The 17,734-nt window shown below is 60.2% G+C and carries 18 protein-coding genes; 12 read left to right on the forward strand and 6 right to left on the reverse strand.

The window, feature by feature from the left end:
- The first annotated feature begins 193 nt into the window (after positions 1-193).
- From ffh to trmD, 5 genes are all read left to right on the forward strand, one after another.
- A complete protein-coding gene (gene ffh / locus BSG20_RS04585) occupies positions 194-1,768 on the forward strand; it encodes a signal recognition particle protein (protein WP_072369501.1) in 1,575 nt (524 codons plus the stop codon).
- A 15-nt stretch (positions 1,769-1,783) separates the two neighbouring features.
- Entirely contained in the window at positions 1,784-2,104 is a 321-nt protein-coding gene (locus BSG20_RS04590) for a chorismate mutase (protein WP_024315320.1), read from the forward strand.
- Positions 2,105-2,152: 48 nt separating this feature from the next.
- Positions 2,153-2,521, forward strand: coding sequence for a 30S ribosomal protein S16 (rpsP, locus tag BSG20_RS04595; protein WP_037116424.1), 369 nt, complete (start codon positions 2,153-2,155; stop codon positions 2,519-2,521).
- A 118-nt stretch (positions 2,522-2,639) separates the two neighbouring features.
- Entirely contained in the window at positions 2,640-3,209 is a 570-nt protein-coding gene (gene rimM / locus BSG20_RS04600) for a ribosome maturation factor RimM (protein ID WP_072369504.1), read from the forward strand.
- A gap of 8 nt (positions 3,210-3,217) precedes the next feature.
- On the forward strand, positions 3,218-3,898 hold the full coding sequence (gene trmD, locus BSG20_RS04605) for a tRNA (guanosine(37)-N1)-methyltransferase TrmD (RefSeq protein WP_072369511.1): 681 nt from the start codon (positions 3,218-3,220) through the stop codon (positions 3,896-3,898).
- 41 nt (positions 3,899-3,939) lie between these two features.
- On the opposite strand, the gene BSG20_RS04610 is transcribed toward trmD, so the two are convergent.
- Complete coding sequence (locus BSG20_RS04610) at positions 3,940-5,394, reverse strand: NCS1 family nucleobase:cation symporter-1 (protein ID WP_072369513.1); 1,455 nt, start codon at positions 5,392-5,394, stop codon at positions 3,940-3,942.
- 344 nt (positions 5,395-5,738) lie between these two features.
- Between BSG20_RS04610 and rplS the strand changes: the two genes are divergently transcribed.
- The 5 genes from rplS (at position 5,739) to BSG20_RS04640 (ending at position 10,369) form a co-directional block, all read left to right on the forward strand.
- Complete coding sequence (gene rplS, locus BSG20_RS04615; RefSeq protein WP_037116434.1) at positions 5,739-6,275, forward strand: 50S ribosomal protein L19; 537 nt, start codon at positions 5,739-5,741, stop codon at positions 6,273-6,275.
- 147 nt (positions 6,276-6,422) lie between these two features.
- On the forward strand, positions 6,423-7,220 hold the full coding sequence (locus BSG20_RS04620) for a transporter substrate-binding domain-containing protein (RefSeq protein WP_072370156.1): 798 nt from the start codon (positions 6,423-6,425) through the stop codon (positions 7,218-7,220).
- A gap of 22 nt (positions 7,221-7,242) precedes the next feature.
- Complete coding sequence (locus tag BSG20_RS04625; RefSeq protein WP_072369514.1) at positions 7,243-8,064, forward strand: amino acid ABC transporter permease; 822 nt, start codon at positions 7,243-7,245, stop codon at positions 8,062-8,064.
- A 246-nt stretch (positions 8,065-8,310) separates the two neighbouring features.
- The gene (gene leuC / locus BSG20_RS04635; RefSeq protein WP_024315328.1) at positions 8,311-9,720 is read left to right on the forward strand and encodes a 3-isopropylmalate dehydratase large subunit; all 1,410 of its coding nucleotides are present in this window, start codon (positions 8,311-8,313) and stop codon (positions 9,718-9,720) included.
- 112 nt (positions 9,721-9,832) lie between these two features.
- Positions 9,833-10,369, forward strand: coding sequence for a SixA phosphatase family protein (locus BSG20_RS04640; protein ID WP_072370159.1), 537 nt, complete (start codon positions 9,833-9,835; stop codon positions 10,367-10,369).
- A gap of 57 nt (positions 10,370-10,426) precedes the next feature.
- Here the strand turns inward: BSG20_RS04640 and BSG20_RS04645 are convergent, their stop codons facing one another.
- Positions 10,427-11,257 carry an aldo/keto reductase gene (locus tag BSG20_RS04645; RefSeq protein ID WP_072369516.1) on the reverse strand — a complete coding sequence of 277 codons (831 nt, stop codon included), beginning with the start codon at positions 11,255-11,257 and terminating at the stop codon, positions 10,427-10,429.
- Between the two features lie 140 nt (positions 11,258-11,397).
- Complete coding sequence (locus tag BSG20_RS04650; protein ID WP_072369519.1) at positions 11,398-11,946, reverse strand: L,D-transpeptidase family protein; 549 nt, start codon at positions 11,944-11,946, stop codon at positions 11,398-11,400.
- Positions 11,947-12,089: 143 nt separating this feature from the next.
- On the opposite strand from BSG20_RS04650, the gene BSG20_RS04655 reads away from it, so the two are divergent.
- Both BSG20_RS04655 and BSG20_RS04660 read left to right on the forward strand, forming a co-directional pair.
- Positions 12,090-12,773: a response regulator transcription factor gene (locus BSG20_RS04655; RefSeq protein ID WP_072369521.1), complete on the forward strand. Its 684-nt coding sequence runs from the start codon at positions 12,090-12,092 to the stop codon at positions 12,771-12,773.
- Position 12,774: 1 nt separating this feature from the next.
- A complete protein-coding gene (locus BSG20_RS04660; protein ID WP_072369523.1) occupies positions 12,775-13,230 on the forward strand; it encodes a cyclic nucleotide-binding domain-containing protein in 456 nt (151 codons plus the stop codon).
- 4 nt (positions 13,231-13,234) lie between these two features.
- Here the strand turns inward: BSG20_RS04660 and xth are convergent, their stop codons facing one another.
- The 3 genes from xth to BSG20_RS04675 all read right to left on the reverse strand — a co-directional run bounded on the left by xth (position 13,235) and on the right by BSG20_RS04675 (position 17,629).
- On the reverse strand, positions 13,235-14,038 hold the full coding sequence (gene xth / locus BSG20_RS04665) for an exodeoxyribonuclease III (RefSeq protein ID WP_072369525.1): 804 nt from the start codon (positions 14,036-14,038) through the stop codon (positions 13,235-13,237).
- A 123-nt stretch (positions 14,039-14,161) separates the two neighbouring features.
- Complete coding sequence (locus tag BSG20_RS04670) at positions 14,162-14,833, reverse strand: outer membrane lipoprotein carrier protein LolA (RefSeq protein WP_072369526.1); 672 nt, start codon at positions 14,831-14,833, stop codon at positions 14,162-14,164.
- 135 nt (positions 14,834-14,968) lie between these two features.
- Positions 14,969-17,629 carry an FtsK/SpoIIIE family DNA translocase gene (locus tag BSG20_RS04675; protein ID WP_072369529.1) on the reverse strand — a complete coding sequence of 887 codons (2,661 nt, stop codon included), beginning with the start codon at positions 17,627-17,629 and terminating at the stop codon, positions 14,969-14,971.
- Between the last annotated feature and the right edge of the window lie 105 nt (positions 17,630-17,734).

Here is a 17,734-nt window from a genome sequence, read left to right on the forward strand (position 1 = left end):
TTATCGCCGCTCAATCTGCGACGAGCTTCAAGACTCGAGCCACCGACCGGGACCCGTTAAGAGGTATAAAGAGATCCCGGAGGTCCACACCCGACAGCGCGATGCGCCCTCGGGTGCTTTTTGGTTATGCGTCTTGTTTTCGTCAAGGAAAAGCACGAGGTTTCCGCTATCCCGGAAACACAAGGAAGAGCCGATGTTTGAAAACCTCCAGGACCGTCTTGGTTCCATTCTGAATGGACTGACAGGCCGTGGCGCGCTTTCGGAAAGTGATGTTTCCGCAGCGCTGCGCGAGGTTCGCCGTGCGTTGCTGGAAGCCGACGTCGCGCTCGACGTGGTGCGTGCCTTCACCGACCGCATCCGCGAAAAAGCCGTCGGCGCCGAGATCCTGAAGTCGATCAAGCCTGGCCAGATGGTCGTCAAGATCGTCCATGACGAGCTGATCGAGATGCTCGGTGGAGAAGGCGTCGGTGTCGACCTACACGCAGCCGCCCCCGTCGTCATCATGATGGTCGGTCTGCAGGGCTCGGGCAAGACTACCACGTCCGCCAAGATTGCCCACCGCCTGACGACGCGCGAGAAGAAGAAGGTGCTGATGGCATCGCTCGACACGCGCCGTCCGGCAGCGCAGGAGCAGTTGCGCCAACTCGGCGTCCAGGCGAGCATCGACACGTTGCCCGTCATCGCGGGCCAGTCGCCCACCGACATCGCCGCCCGAGCCGTGCAGGCAGCCAAGCTCGGCGGCCATGACGTCGTCATCCTCGACACCGCCGGCCGCACTCATATCGACGAACCCTTGATGGTCGAAATGGCCGATATCAAGAAGAAGTCGAATCCGCACGAAATCCTGCTGGTCGCAGACTCGCTGACCGGTCAGGACGCCGTCAACCTCGCCCGCAATTTCGACGAGCGCGTCGGCATCACCGGCCTCGTTCTGACCCGCATGGACGGCGACGGCCGTGGCGGCGCCGCGCTGTCGATGCGCGCCGTGACAGGCAAGCCGATCAAGCTGATCGGTGTCGGCGAGCGCATGGGCGAGTTGGAGGAATTCCATCCCCGCCGTATCGCCGACCGTATTCTCGGAATGGGCGACATCGTTTCGCTGGTCGAGCGCGCTGCCGAAAATATCGACGCCGAAAAGGCGGCCGCCATGGCCGCCAAGATGGCCAAGGGCAAGTTCGACCTGAACGACCTCGCCGACCAGCTGCGCCAGATGCAGAAGATGGGCGGCATGGGCGGCATCATGAGCATGATGCCCGGCATGGCCGGCATGAAGGACAAGATGGCCTCCGCCGGCCTCAACGACAGCCTGTTCGGCCGTCAGCTTGCCATCATCGGTTCGATGACCAAGGCCGAACGCGCCAACCCTGACATGCTCAAGCATTCGCGAAAGAAGCGCATCGCCGCCGGTTCCGGTACCGATGCCTCCGACATCAACAAGCTTCTGAAGATGCACCGTCAGATGGCCGACATGATGAAGATGATGGGCGGCAAGGGCAAAGGCGGGATGATGAAGCAGATGATGGGCGGCCTTGCCGGCAAGATGGGCCTCGGTGGCCTTGGCGGCGGCATGGGCGGCATGCCTGACCTCTCCAACATCGATCCGAAGCAGCTCGAAGCATTGCAGAAGCAGGCGGAAGCGGCCGGCCTCGGCAAGCCGGGCGGCGGCATGCCTGGCCTCGGCGGTGGTTTGCCGGGTCTGGGCGGCGCCAAGCTCCCCGGCCTTGGCGGTGGTTTCCCGGGTCTGCCCGGCTTGCCCAAAAAGAAGTGAAGGGTCGCGTAGAAGATGATTGATCCTGAAATCAAGGCCCAGCTTTCGAGCTATCGCCAGTCGATCGACAACATCGACGCGGCATTGGTCCATATCCTGGCCGAACGTTTCCGCTGCACCAAAGAGGTCGGCGTTCTCAAGGCCAAGTATAAGTTGCCGCCGGCCGATCCGGCGCGCGAAGAATACCAGATCGAACGCCTTCGCCACCTGGCGAAGGATGCCAATCTGGATCCGGATTTCGCCGAGAAGTTCCTGAACTTCGTCATCAAGGAAGTCATCCGGCATCATGAGCAGATCGCCGCGGATCACGCCGAAAACGGCGCCGCAGCAAAATGAACCATACCGCCAAACCAGGCGGTCCAAAAAATCCAAGGAGTAAAGAAAATGGCACTGAAAATTCGTCTCGCCCGCGGTGGCTCCAAGAAGCGCCCGTACTACCATGTTGTCGTCGCCGACGCCCGTTCGCCACGCGATGGCCGCTTCCTCGAAAAGCTCGGTTCGTGGAATCCAATGCTCGCCAAGGACGATGCAAAGCGCATTGAACTGAACGCCGAGCGCATCAAGCATTGGCTCGACAACGGCGCACAGCCGACCGACCGCGTTCTGCGCTTCCTCGACGAAGCTGGCGTTGCAAAGCGCGAAACCAAGAACAACCCGGTCAAGGCAAAGCCTGGCAAGAAGGCTCAGGAGCGCGCTGCTGAAAAAGCTCAGAAGGCCGCTGACGCTGCCGAAGCTGCTGCTTCCGCAGAATAATCGGGATCCTTCCCTTATGACGCGGGCGGCATGGCGACATGCCGCCCGTTTTCGTTTCCATTCCGCCGCACTTCGGTTAAGAGAAGCCCCAGATTTGCGGCTTCATGTGAAGGACGTCATGGCAAAGCTTGAAAATCCGGTTCTGATGGCAACGATCGGTGGTGCCCAGGGGCTGCGCGGCGAAGTGCGGGCCAAGGCCTATACCGCCGACCCGACCGCGCTCGGCGACTACGGCAATCTGCACAGCATGGATGGGCGCACCTTCGAGATCCTCGATATCCGGGAAATGAAGAACGTTGTCGTCGTCCGCTTCCGCGGCATCAACGACCGCAATGCGGCCGAGGCGCTGAACGGATTGGAGCTCTACATCGAGCGCGACAACCTTCCCGACGAGGAGCTGGAGGAGGACGAATTCTTCTACGCCGATCTCGAGGGGCTGGAAGCGCTCGACGACCAGGGCGTCAGCTACGGCACCGTGACCGGCGTTTTCGACTTCGGCGCCGGCGATCTCCTGGAACTGAAAGGGCCTGGCAAGCGCCCGGTACTGATCCCCTTCTCGGAAGTCTCGGTGCTCGACATCGACCTCGAAGGCGGCAAGATCACCATCGATCCGCTGGCCGCCGGCCTCGTCGACGGTGAGGATGGCGGCCCGAAATTCACGCCCGACAAGCCGAAAAAGAAGAAGTGAGGCCGTCGATGGCGTTCCGCGCGACCGTGCTGACCCTCTACCCGGAAATGTTTCCGGGCCATCTCGGCTACTCCCTTGCCGGCAAGGCAATCGAACGTGGCCAGTGGTCGCTCGATACCGTGCAGATCCGCGATTTCGCCACAGACAAGCACCGCACCGTCGATGACACGCCCGCCGGTGGCGGCGCCGGTATGGTGCTGAAGCCCGACGTTCTCGCCCGCGCCATCGATAGCGCCTGCGAAAATGACACCCGCCCGCGCCTGTTGATGAGCCCGCGCGGCAAGCCGTTGACCCAGGAGCGCGTGCGCGAACTCGCATCCGGCGACGGCGTTATCATCGTTTGTGGCCGCTTCGAGGGGGTGGATCAGCGTGTCATCGATGCACGCGAGCTCGAAGAAGTCTCGATCGGCGACTACGTGCTATCGGGAGGCGAACCGGCCGCGCTGACCGTGCTCGATGCGATCGTCCGCATTCTACCCGGCGTCATGGGCAACGATCTTTCCGGATTGCATGAGAGCTTCGAAGGCGGCCTGCTGGAGCATCCGCACTATACCCGGCCGCAAGAATGGGAAGGCCGGGAAATTCCGGCGATCCTTACATCGGGGAACCACGGTGCGATCGACAAATGGCGCCGCGAGCAGGCACTTCAGCTGACCCGGGAACGGCGCCCGGACCTGCTGGAAGAATAAGAAATGCCCGGGCGAAGCCGGGCACTCGATCGTCGGGGTGGTCAGCTGGTGGCTCCGACCGCCGAGCCGCGCGCGCTCATACGCAACACGTAGTAGACGAGGCCGCCAATGCCGACGCCGAAGAACCAGCCATAGGTCGCCCACCAATCCGGCAGGATTGACGTGAAGGTCGGCAGGATCGATGAGAACAGCGCACCGATCACGAAGGCGATGAAGGCATTCGTGTGCCAGCCGTTCTGGAAGCGGAACTCACCATTCTCCTGATAGAGGGCCGCAACGTTCAACTCACCCTTCCGGATGAGATAGTAGTCCACCATCATGATCCCGAAGATCGGCCCCATCGTCGAACCGATGAAGTTGACGAAGTGCGCGGCACCCGTTTCCCACGGTGCGAACGGATAAAGCGCCAGCGCAATCAGAGCAGCGATGTAACCACCCCGCTTGAAGCTGATCTGCCGGGGAAAGACATTGGAGAAATCGAAAGCCGGCGAGACGAAGTTTGCAACCACGTTGATGCCAAGCGTTGCGACGGCGAAGGTCAGAGCCGCAAGCAGCGCCAGGAACCAGCTGTCGAATTTCGCCGAGATCGCCTCCGGATGCAGCAGCACTTCACCGTAGACGGTGAACGCAGCCGTGGTCGTAACGCCCGCGACGAGGCAGAAGGCGATAAGGTTGATCGGCAGACCCCAGAGATTGCCCTTGCGAAGGGTTTTGGTGTCCTTGGCATAGCGGGAGAAATCGCAGAAGTTCAGGTAGAGAGCCGCGAAGTAGGTGATCCATGTCGCGGCAACCGCGGCAAGAGCCGGGAACGAGCCCGGTTCGCCCGGAATGCCCGCATCCTTCGTCTTCTCAAGCAGGACGTCGCGCGGGATCTCGGCTCCGAAGGAGAAGCTGCCTGCCTTGATGACAAGATAGACCGCCAGGACAAGCATCATCACCCAGACGGCCGGACCAGCCATATCTTGGAACTTGCGCACCGTCTCCATGCCACGCTGGATGATCAGGAGCTGCAGGGCCCAGACGACGACGAAGCATATGACCTCCAGCGTCGAATGGCTGAGCATGTGGCTACTTTGATGGAAGGCGAGCATGCCCTCGTTGCGGATCAAAAGGGCAACAATCGCGCCGGATGCCGCCGCCGTTTGCGCGCCGTACCAGAAGCAGGCGACGACCGCGCGCACGAGGGCCGGGGCATTGGCCCCGAACGTACCGAACGAGGCGCGGGCAAGAACCGGGAACGGCACCCCCGTCTTGACGCCGGCATTGCCGACGAGGCTCATGAGGAAGAAGATGACCAGCGATCCGATACCAATTGCGATCACGAAGTTGATGAAGCTGCCGCATAGCAGGAAAAGGCTCGCGGCAAGATAATAACCCCAGAGGCTGTGAACGTCCGAAGTCCACACATTGAAGATACTGAAGGCGCCCCACTTCCTCTCCTGCGCAGGCGCCAAGTCCTCGTTATATAACGAGGGCGACGGATTGCTTATTGTCATTCATTCCCCTCCGAAACCGAAACGGATCACAATTTGACCCAAACGAGAATCTGCTCCCCTCTTGTGCATTTGACAAATATTTAATCAAATGAGTCACAGGCTTGACAGCGAGCAAAGCCGGCAAAAGTCGCGTTTGGCGTTCGGCGCGGCGAAATTTCCAGCCCGAAGGGGTGACAAAGCCTGCGTAATAGGGTATCCGCACGCCCGGAATGGGAAATTTCCCATCAACCACGTAAAGAAAAACAGACGAATTCGCTCCTGCCCTCACCGGCAAATATCTGCGGCTTGACCAAGGATAGATCGTCAGAGCGCTCTGGCTGTTGAACCAACAAAGAGGTTGAGTCATGAATATCATTCAGCAGCTTGAGGCCGAACAGGTCGCCAAGATCGAAGCCCAGCGCACGCTTCCGGAATTCTCCCCGGGCGACACCGTTCGCGTCAACGTCCGCGTCAAGGAAGGCACCCGTACCCGCGTACAGGCCTACGAAGGCGTTTGCATCGCTCGCTCCGGCGGCGGTCTGCAGGAAAACTTCACGGTTCGCAAGATCTCCTACGGCGAAGGCGTCGAGCGCGTATTCCCGGTCTACTCCCCGGCTATCGAAAGCGTAGAAGTCGTTCGCCGCGGTAAGGTCCGTCGCGCCAAGCTCTACTACCTGCGCGACCGTCGCGGCAAGTCGGCTCGTATTGTCGAGAACACCGGCACCCGCGCCCGCAAGCTCAACGACGCCGAGCGTCAGGCCGTTGCCGAGGAAAAGGCACGTCTGGAAGCCGAAAAGGTTGCAGCAGCTCAGGCGCTCGCAGCCGAGAAGGCAGCACAGGAAGCCGCAGAAGCCAAGGCAGCAGCAGAAGCTGCAGCCGCTGCGGAACCGGCAGCAGAATAAGTTCTGCGGCAACGCAAAAATCTTCGCATGGAAAGGCGGTCTTTGGGCCGCCTTTTCTGTTTTTGGATGCCCGCATACGGCAATGCTCTTGCCATCGGCTTCGCACCTATGACAGGTTTCGCGAGCTATGTTTCGGGGAGATATTCAATGCCGTTTTACCGCACCGTCCTTGCTGGACTGACCGCTCTCATTCTGTCGCCACTGGCAGCCTTCGGCGCCGATCTTCCGAACCTTCAAGGCAAGTCGGTCGTCATCGTTACCGAGAACGCCTACCCGCCGCTGCAGTTCGTCGATCCGAAGTCGGGCAAGGCGATCGGCTGGGAATATGATGCGATGGACGAGATCGCCAAGCGGTTGAATTTCAAGGTCGAGTACCAGAACGCCAGCTGGGACGCGATGATCCAAGCCGTCTCGGACAACCAGTACAACATCGGCATGACCGGCATCACCATCAAGGATGATCGCAAGGCCAAGGTGGATTTCTCCGATCCCTACATGCGCTCGCAGCAGTTCATGCTGGTGCGCGGCGACGAGAAACGCTTCACCGACGCCAAGACGTTCGGTGCCTTCAGCGACGGCCTCGTCGGCGCACAGCCGGGTACCTCGCCTTTCTATACAGCCGTTTACGAGATTCTTGACGGCAACGAGCAGAACCCCCGCGTAAAGCTCTTCGAGACGTTCGGCGCCACCGTGCAGGCCCTCAAGGCCGGCGACGTCGACGTGGTGCTGACCGACAGCGTCGCCGCCAAGGGTTACGTCGATGCCTCCAACGGCGGCCTGAAGGTTATCGGCGGCCCGCTCGGCACCGAGGATTTCGGCTTCATCTTCCCGAAAGGCTCCGATCTGGTTGCGCCGGTGAATGCCGCGATCGCAAGCCTGAAGGCCGACGGCACCTTTGATGCCCTAAACAAGAAGTGGTTCCTCGACTACAAGATGGGCGAATGATCCTGTCTTCGGCTAACACGTGATGGCTCCTCAGCAAGCCCCTGGCGGGCATAGTAAGGGCGACTACCCCTGGTGGCTGGTCGCCCTTATCGTGATCGGCATCGTCCTTGCCGTCGTCATCATTACCAACGACATCTATGCGCAGGTCTTCCGCACCATCTTCAACGGCGTCGGCGTCACCACCTTCGTGACGTTGGTGGGATTCGCACTGGCGACCATCCTCGGCCTCGGCATAGCGCTGCTTGGGCTGTCCGACAGCGTCGCGCTGCGCCAGATCTCGCGCTTCTATATCGAGGTTATCCGCGGCGTGCCGATGCTGGTGCTGCTGTTCTATGTCGCCTTCGTCGGCGCCCCTGGCATCGTCGCCGCCTACAATTTTGTGACCACGCCGCTGGTCCAGGCCGGCGTGAGCGAGCCGGTGATGGTACGGGATTTCTCGCTGATGTGGCGGGCGATCATCGCCCTGATGATCGGCTATTCCTCCTTCATCGCCGAGGTATTCCGCGCCGGCATTCAGTCCGTCGATCATGGGCAGATCGAAGCGGCCAAAGCGCTCGGCCTGTCGCGCTATCACCGCTTCCGCTTCGTCGTCTTCCCGCAGGCGATCAAGGTGATCTTCCCGCCGCTGTCGAACGATTTCGTGGCGATGGTGAAGGACAGTTCGCTGGTCTCGGTACTCGGCGTTTCCGACATCACGCAGATGGGCAAGATCTACGCCTCCGGCTCGTTCCGCTTCTTTGAAACCTATTCGATCGTCACCTATATCTACCTCATCCTGACAATCGGTTTGTCGCTTGCCCTGAGGCAAGTGGAGAAACGGATGCGCGGTAGGGATCAGCGATAGCGGCTGAATGATTCGAATTGCCGCCGTCGCGAAAAATTGGTATGTGACAGCCCATGGAATCCAAGTTTAGTTGCATTGGGGCGCATATTTTCGTGCTGCAGGATCATTACCGCCTGCCGGCACGTTTCTTTGCGGCCGTTTCCGGTGCACTCAACAGCCGACTTCGTTGATCGAATGACGGCGCGGCGGACCCGTCCGCCCCCAGCTCCATTTCTCCATATGCATCCAAAAAACGGACTTACCGCCATGAGCGCACCGCGTACCCTTTACGACAAGATCTGGGACGACCATCTGGTCGATCAACAGGGCGACGGCACCTGTCTTCTCTACATCGACCGCCACCTGGTCCACGAAGTTACCTCGCCGCAGGCTTTCGAAGGCCTGCGGATGACCGGCCGCAAGGTTCGTGCGCCTGAAAAGACACTGGCTGTCGTCGACCACAACGTTCCGACCTCGCCGGATCGTCATCTCGGCATCAAGAACGAGGAAAGCCGCATCCAGGTCGAACAGCTGGCCATCAACGCCGCTGAATTCAACGTCGAATACTACTCGGAGAACGACAAGCGCCAGGGCATCGTCCACATCATCGGACCGGAACAGGGCTTCACCCTGCCGGGCATGACGATCGTCTGCGGCGACAGCCACACCTCGACGCACGGCGCCTTCGGCTCGCTTGCACATGGCATCGGCACCTCTGAGGTCGAGCACGTGCTCGCAACCCAGACGCTCATCCAGAAGAAGGCGAAGAACATGCTGGTGCAGGTCGACGGCCAGCTGCCGGCTGGCGTCACTGCCAAGGACATCGTTCTCGCCATCATCGGCGAAATCGGCACGGCCGGCGGCACCGGCTACGTCATCGAATATGCCGGCGAAGCTATTCGCGCGCTGTCGATGGAAGGCCGCATGACGATCTGCAACATGTCGATCGAAGGCGGCGCGCGCGCCGGCCTGATCGCGCCTGACGACATCACTTTTGAGTACATCAAAGGCAAGCCGCGTGCGCCGAAGGGCGAGACGCTGGAGCAGGCTATCGCTTACTGGAAGACCCTGAAGTCAGACGAGGGCGCGCATTTCGACCGGGTTGTGAAGCTCAACGCCGCCGAGCTGCCCCCGATCGTTTCCTGGGGCTCCTCGCCGGAGGATGTCATTTCCGTTCAGGGCGTCGTTCCGAACCCGGACGAAATCCCGGAAGAGACGAAGCGCGCTTCCAAATGGCGTGCGCTTGACTACATGGGCCTGAAGCCCGGCACCCCGATCACCGAAATCAACATCGACCGTGTCTTCATCGGTTCCTGCACCAACGGCCGTATCGAGGATCTGCGCGCCGTTGCCAAGGTCGTCGAAGGCAAGACCGTTGCCTCGACCGTCAATGCCATGATCGTTCCAGGCTCCGGCCTCGTGAAGGAACAGGCAGAGCAGGAAGGCCTCGACAAGATCTTCAAGGCCGCCGGCTTCGACTGGCGCGAGCCGGGCTGCTCCATGTGCCTGGCCATGAACGACGACCGCCTGAAGCCCGGCGAACGCTGCGCCTCGACCTCGAACCGCAACTTCGAAGGCCGTCAGGGCTTCAAGGGTCGGACGCACCTCGTCTCGCCGGCAATGGCCGCCGCTGCCGCGATCGCCGGCCACTTCGTCGATATTCGCGAGTGGAACTAACAATGGATAGCCTCCCTCTCGCAGACGAGGGGGAGGTTATCCCAGCAGACGCCGGACGTATTTGGTGAGACAATAGCTGCGTTCGATCCTGGGCTCCTTTTGGATGAGCAACATGAACGCCGCAAAGTCGACCGCGAAACGACGCCTCCTGCTTCTTCGCCACGCCAAGTCCGCGTGGCCTTCCGACACCGCGGACCACGACCGCCCGCTTGCCGGTCGAGGCGAGAAGGCGGCACCGCTGATGGGCCGCTATCTCGCTCACGAAAGACTTATTCCCGATCTGGTGCTCGTGTCGTCCGCTCGCCGCACGCAGGAGACTTGGGAACTCCTCGCCAAGAAGCTTCCATCCTCGATCACAAAAGAGGATGCGGAAGAATTGTACGAAGCGTCCGCGGCGAAAATCGCTGCCGTCATGCAGACCATCGGCCCGCAGGTTCGAACGCTCATGCTGATAGGGCACAATCCGGGATTTCAGGATCTCGCAGACGGTCTGATCGGCGAAGGCGATCCGGAGGCATGCGCTCGCATCAGAGAGAAATTCCCGACGGCCGCACTCGCCGTCATCGATTTCGATGCCGATCACTGGAAGGATCTGAAGCCGAGAAGCGGCATGCTGGAACGGTTCATCACGCCGCGCTCACTTGGCTGACTGCCAAAGACGGTATCTCCCCTCTCTCGAAGCGGAGAAGGGAGAGCGAAGTTTCGATCAGAAGTTGGCCGTGTACGGATCCGGCCCCATACGGGCGCCCTTGTCGTCGAGCTTGGCAATCGCCGCCATGTCGGTCGCATCGAGCTTGAAATCGAAGACCTTGAAATTCTCCTCGATGCGCGACGGCGTCACCGACTTCGGAATGACGACGAGGCCGCTGTCGATATGCCAGCGGATGATGACCTGCGCGGGCGTCTTTCCGTGCTTCTTGGCGATATCGGCAATCGTCGGATCGGCGATCAACTTGCCCTGACCGAGCGGGCTCCAGGATTCGGTGACGATGTTCAGCTTCCTGTGTGCTTCCTGCGCTGCCTTCTGCTGGAAATCGGGATGCAGCTCGATCTGGTTGATGACGGGAACGACGCCCGTGTCGCCGATGATCTGTTCGAGATGATCGGGATAGAAGTTCGAAACGCCGATGGAACGGGCGCGGCCTTCTTCCCTGATCTTCACGAAAGCCTTCCAGGTTTCGCGATACAGCCCACGGTGCGGAGATGGCCAGTGGATGAGGTAGAGATCGACATACTCCGTGCCGAGCTTCTTCAGACTGCCCTCGAACGCGCGCATTGTCGCGTCGTGGCCTTGGTCGGTATTGCGAAGCTTGGTGGTAACGAAAATGTCCTTGCGATCGAGACCGGACGAGCGGAGGCCTTCACCGACACCTTCCTCGTTGTCATAGCCGGAAGCCGTGTCGATGTGACGATAGCCGGCGGCAATGGCCGTACGCACCGTCGGTGCTGCGATGTCCTGGGGTGTCTGCCAAACACCGAGGCCGACCTGGGGAATGGAATGTCCGTCATGGAAAGTGATGATGGGTTGCTGTGCCACAATATGTCTCCGGAAGTTTAAGGAATTGGACGGGGCGTGATTGAACCCGCGTCCGTTGCGGATTTCCCTGCGCGCATTTCAGCCCGTGCGCCGGTCGAAAGGCATATAGGTCAGCAGGGCTGGTTTATCACCCCCACGGATCAAAGAACGCGAATGACTGTGCCCTTGCGCATGAAGGGCAGAAGGCGCCGCATATCGCGCGGATGAACCGCCACACATCCCGCGGTTGGCTCGTAGCCGGGCTTGATCAGATGCAAGAAGATTGCCGAGCCGCGATTTCGTGTCCGCGACGTGATATTCCAGTCCATGACGAGGCAGACGTCATAGAGCCCGTCCTTGCGCTTCATTTCCTCGTGGCTCGGCCGAAACGGCGCTCTGACGAGCCTGTTGTAATTCGCATTCTCGGGCTGGTCGCACCAAAGCATATCGCCACGAATGCGGCGAACCGCAAGTGGCGTCTCAAGACGGATGGGTCGGTCGCCGCGGCGGAAGCCGGAAAGCAGCGTCATCGAGGCTATGGGGGTGGCACCATCTCCCTCGCGCTTGCCAACCGTTCGGCCTGAACGACCGATTGCGGCGGGCACGGTAATCGTGCCGAACTGGATCAAAGCCCTGCTTTTTTTGCCCGGAGCAGGACGAACGAGGAGGGTCGTCGACTTTATCGGTCTCGGACGCCTTGTTTTCTCCATTTTTCTCACATGTGGTTGCGATTGCCAGGACAACGATTGAAATCATATAGCATCGTATACGACAACAGCTCGGTCGCCCGATCTTTGCCAATGGTAGAAAATTGGCGTAGGAATGAGGGACCGCAGGCGAGGGATAGAGCCGCATGACCGCACGCACCATTCTCTTGGTGGATGATGATGACGACCTCCGCGAGACACTCACGGAGCAGCTTTCTCTCTATGACGAGTTCACGGTCCTTCAGGAAATGACGGCGGCCAAGGGTGTCGAGCGCGCGCGATCAACGCCGATCGACCTGCTCATCATGGATGTGGGCCTGCCTGACATGGACGGCCGCGAGGCCGTGAAGCTGCTGCGCAAGGGCGGACTAAAAGCCCCGATCATCATGCTGACCGGCCATGACACAGACTCAGATACGATCCTTGGCTTGGAGGCCGGCGCCAACGACTACATCACCAAGCCATTCCGCTTTGCGGTCCTGCTTGCCCGCATCCGCGTACAGCTGCGACAGCATGAGCAAAGCGAGGATGCTACCTTCAATGTCGGCCCCTACGTCTTCAAGCCGAGCCAGAAGCTCCTTACGATGGACAGCGGCCAAAAGATTCGCCTGACCGAGAAGGAAGCGGCGATCATTCGCTACCTCTATCGCGCGGAACAAAAGGTCGTCACCCGTGACGTGCTGCTTGAAGAGGTATGGGGTTACAATTCCGGCGTGACGACGCACACGTTGGAAACCCATGTCTATCGGCTGCGCCAGAAGATCGAACGCGATCCCTCCAATGCCGAAATTCTGGTAACGGAAAACGGCGGCTACAAGATCATACCGTAAGATGGCACTGAACGATGACATCCGGCTGCTGTCGCAGCTTTCGCTGTTCCACGGCATGTCCGAGGATCAGTTGCGGCTGATCGCCTTCGGCGCGGATAGACGCGTCATTTCAGCCGGCCAGATGCTCTTTCGGGAGGGCTCGCCGGCGGAAAGCGCCTATGTCATCCTCGGTGGCGGCGTCGAACTCAGCCGGATGGGTCGCGATGGTCAGCCCGAAATTCAGAACACCGTCGGACCCGGCACACTTCTGTCCGAACTTGCGTTGATTACGTTGGTCGAGCGCAAGTTTACGGCCATTGCAACGGAAGACACCAGCATTATCCGCATCACCCGCTCGCTCTTCCATCGGCTGATCGAGGAGTATCCGGATGCCGCACGACTGATCGAGCATCGCATCCGCGACAACATCGCGGAGCTTGCGGCCAAGGCCGCTGCCCAACTTCACCGCTTTGTCTGACAGATCAGAGATTGAAGTGCGCCGTGACCGGCACATGGTCGGACGGCCGTTCCCAGCCGCGCGCTTCCTTCAGGATATCGATGCGCTGCAGGTGCGGCCCAAGGTCTTTTGAGGACCATATATGGTCAAGGCGGCGACCGCGGTCAGCTGCTTCCCAGTCCTTGGCGCGATAGCTCCACCATGTATAGAGCTTTTCGTTTTCCGGGACGTGCTGCCGCATCAGGTCGAGCCAGGCGCCACGCTGCATCACCTCGAGAAGACCTTCGGTCTCCACGGGCGTGTGGCTGATGATCTTGAGCAGTTGCTTGTGTGACCAAACGTCGTGCTCGAGGGGAGCAATGTTAAGGTCGCCGACAAGGATTGCCGAGGTGTTCGCCTCGCTATTTGCCTTGAGTTGTTTCATTTCCTCGACGAAATCGAGCTTGTGGCCGAATTTCGGATTGATCGTCCGATCCGGTTCGTCACCGCCGGCTGGCACGTAGAAGTTATGCAGGCGAATACGCCGGCTACCGCGCTCGAAGACGGCCGAGATGTGTCGCGCGTCACCGACGTTGCAGTAGTCCTGGCGGTGGTCCTCGACCAGCGGGAAACGCGATGCGATAGCAACGCCGTGGTAGCCCTTCTGGCCATGGATAATGATATGTTCGTAGCCCATTGCGCGCAATGGCGAGGCAGGAAACAGGTCGTTCGGAACCTTCGTTTCCTGAAGGCAAAGGATGTCTGGCTTATGCTTGAGGACGAATTGCTCGACGATCGGCATGCGCAGCCGCAGAGAATTGATATTCCAAGTAGTAACCGAGAAGCCCATTCGATTGCCTTTCAAAACCGGACAAACTGGCTTTAGAGCAAAGGCTGTGCCGATGGAACGGATGCGCGAAAAGAAAAACGCCCCGCGGGATCGCGGGACGTTCGTCTCGCAAAACAGCAGAAATCAATCTCGGTAAGCGGCCGTTCCCGGGATCACCTCGTACGGCACCCTGAACACCTTGTCGTCGAACTGGACGCCGGTCTTGACGTTGAAGACCATGACCGAGGTGTCCTTGCCCTGGTTGTCGGTGATCGTCCACTGGCGGAGATCGTAGGTCTTCGGATCGAACATCATGGTAATTGTCGAGTTACCAAAAACCGTGTTGTTGCCGAGAGCGATTGTCGTCAGGTCAGATTCCTGCTTGACGCTCTTCACCGACCCGGCCGACAAATCGATACGCTGCGCCAGCAGCAGACTGAGAGGCGTCTTGGACAGCGGATACAGATCCCACGTCTTGAGCTTCATATTCCCGACAGCCACGTTCTTTCCGTCAGCAATGACGCGGATCGGCGACGGGTTATCATAGTTGAAACGCAGCTTACCGGGGCGCTGGATGTAGAACTTTCCGCCCGTCTGCTCGCCGCGCGGGCCGAATTGAACGAATTCGCCCTGCATCGTGGCGACACTCGAGAAGTGGTCCGCGATCGCCTGTGCTGTAGCGTTGTTGGAAGCAGCGGATGCCGCCTGGGCATAGGCAGCGATCGGAATCGCGGACGCCGCAGCGACCGCCAGCGTACCCAAAAGATGGCGCCGGGTCAGCGAGATGCGGTCCAGGATGGAATCGGAGTTGTTCATCTATGTCTCCTTTATGCAATTTGAATGCTGCGGAAACGCGGCGCCTTCATGGCGTAGTTCGCAGACCTGCATAAACTAACGGTTTCAAGGCAATCAGGTTTCCGTGAAGACGGCGTCATTCAATTGCTGCCGACTTCAGCGGTCGAGAATATCGCCTTCGGTCGGAACCAGGATCTCGCGTTTACCAGCATGGTTGGCGGGGCCGATGATGCCTTCCTGCTCCATCCGCTCGATCAGTGATGCGGCGCGGTTGTACCCAATGCCAAGTCTGCGCTGAATATACGACGTTGACGCCTTTCCGTCACGCAGAACGATGGCGACGGCCTGATCATACGGATCGTCGGAATCGGAGAGATTGGACGTCCCGGCCGGACCACCACCGTAATCGCCATCGTCGTCCTCATCGGCCGTGATGGCGTCAAGGTACTGCGGCGCGCCTTGCGTCTTCAGATAAGAGACGATCTCTTCCACTTCCATGTCGGCAACGAACGGGCCGTGGACACGCTGAATGCGTCCGCCCCCGGCCATGTAAAGCATATCGCCCATACCGAGCAGCTGCTCTGCGCCCTGTTCACCGAGGATGGTGCGGCTGTCGATCTTCGACGTCACCTGGAAGGAGATGCGCGTCGGGAAGTTCGCCTTGATCGTACCCGTGATGACGTCGACGGACGGACGCTGCGTCGCCATGATAACATGGATGCCGGCAGCGCGCGCCATCTGCGCCAGGCGCTGCACCGCGCCTTCAATGTCCTTGCCAGCGACCATCATCAGGTCAGCCATCTCGTCAATAATAACGACGATATAAGGCATCGGCTGCAGGTCGAATTCCTCCGTCTCGTACATTGCCTCGCCCGTATGGCGGTCGAAGCCTGTCTGGACGGTTCGCGAGATCACGTCACCCTTGGCGAGCGCCTGTTCGACGCGGCTGTTGAAGCCGTCGATGTTGCGGACGCCGATCTTGGACATCTTCTTGTAGCGCTCTTCCATCTCGCGGACGGTCCACTTGAGCGCAACGACAGCCTTCTTGGGATCCGTGACGACGGGCGAGAGAAGGTGCGGAATGCCGTCATAGACCGACAATTCGAGCATCTTCGGATCGATCATGATCAGGCGGCACTGCTCGGGCGTCATACGATAGAGCAGGGACAGGATCATCGTGTTGATGGCGACCGATTTGCCGGAACCGGTCGTACCGGCGACCAGCAGGTGCGGCATCTTCGCAAGGTCGGCGATGACAGCCTCGCCGCCGATGGTCTTGCCGAGCGCCATGGCGAGTTTCGCCTTCGAGCCTTCGAAGTCGCGGGAGGCGATGAGCTCGCGCAGATAGACGGTCTCGCGCGTCGAGTTCGGGAGTTCAATACCGATCGCGTTGCGGCCTGGCACGACTGCGACGCGGGCAGCGATCGCGCTCATCGAACGGGCGATATCGTCGGCAAGGCCGATGACGCGGGACGATTTGATGCCCGGCGCAGGTTCCAGTTCGTAAAGCGTCACGACGGGACCCGGGCGAACATGGATAATCTCGCCCTTGACGCCGAAATCCTCGAGCACGCCTTCGAGCATGCGCGCATTCTGTTCCAGCGCATCAGCAGACAGCGTCGAATCACGCACGACATTCTTCGGTTCGGCCAGCAGGTGCATCGACGGAAGCTGGAAGCCTTCGGGACGAATGAACGATCCCTGCTGTTCGCGTTCGACGCGGGCACCGGGTTTGGGCCGCGCCGCAGGCTGCACGACGCGCGGCTCCGCACGCCCGGTGGGCTTGGCTGGGGCACGCATCATCCAGTCGTCGTCATCGGGCAGGATATCGGCCGGACGCGGCGGCATATCGTCGAACGGCAGATCGTCGTCATCCTCGTCATCATTAAGCGAAATGGATGGCGCAGAAACAACACGGCGCTGCGAGGCAGCGCGCGTTTCCATTGAAGGTTCCATGCGCTCTGCGCGCGCGAGCGGCGCCTTTGCGCGGACCGGCTCGTTCAGCTTGCCAAACTCATCATCATTGAAATCGTAAGGCGACTCGAAATCGCTCTGCCGCCGCTTGCGGGGACCCATGCCGAGCAGGCGCCGCATCCGAGCCTGGCTCATGTACCAGGCGTGTGTCAGCGCACCGAAGGCAAGCCAGCCACCATCATCGTCATCCTCGTCTTCATCGCCCACCGAACGCAGCTTCGAGCGAGTGTTTGCGTATTGCGCCTCTGCCTCGTCCTCTTCATCCTCGCTGCGACCGACGATACCGGCGGCAAACAGCATCATCCACACTGTCGGGACAGCAAACACGCAGCCGACCGCCGTCGCGAAGGCACCCGTCGGATAGGCGCCAACAAACAGCGCAGGAAACCGCAGGATCATATCGCCGATGACGCCGCCGATGCCATTCGGGATCGGCCAGGTGAGCGGCGGCGGGAAGCAACCGATGACGGCCGAGGAGAGCACGGAACCGAGGCCCCAGGCGGCGGCTCGCGCCGGAATACGGCTGAAACGGCGGCCTGAGATCAATGCGAGCGCCCAAGCCACGACCGGCAAAAGCGCGACGACACTGGCAAGGCCGAAGAATTGCATGGCGATGTCGGCGAAAGCGGCGCCGCTGTAGCCCAGAATGTTGCTCGGTTCGTTCCCGGTCGCATAGGAATAGCTCGGGTCCGCGACGTTCCAGGTCGCGAGCGCTGCGACTGCCAATGCGAGCAGCAGGAAGATCGCGAAGCCAAAAAGCGTCTGCGCCTGCCGGAACATGAAACCCGAAAGGGAAAAACGGTCCGGCCGGCCATCCATTGCTGGCGATGTGCTTCTTGCCATATGTGTACCCGTCCAATGCGTGAGAGCGTACGAATCGCCAAGCGGCTGCGCTCAGTGCCTTCGCCCCACCTAATCAGAGGACGGTTAAAGCGGTATTAACCATGC

It is taken from the genome of Rhizobium tibeticum, from assembly GCF_900110205.1.
In the GTDB taxonomy this organism is placed as follows: Bacteria; Pseudomonadota; Alphaproteobacteria; order Rhizobiales; family Rhizobiaceae; genus Rhizobium; species Rhizobium tibeticum.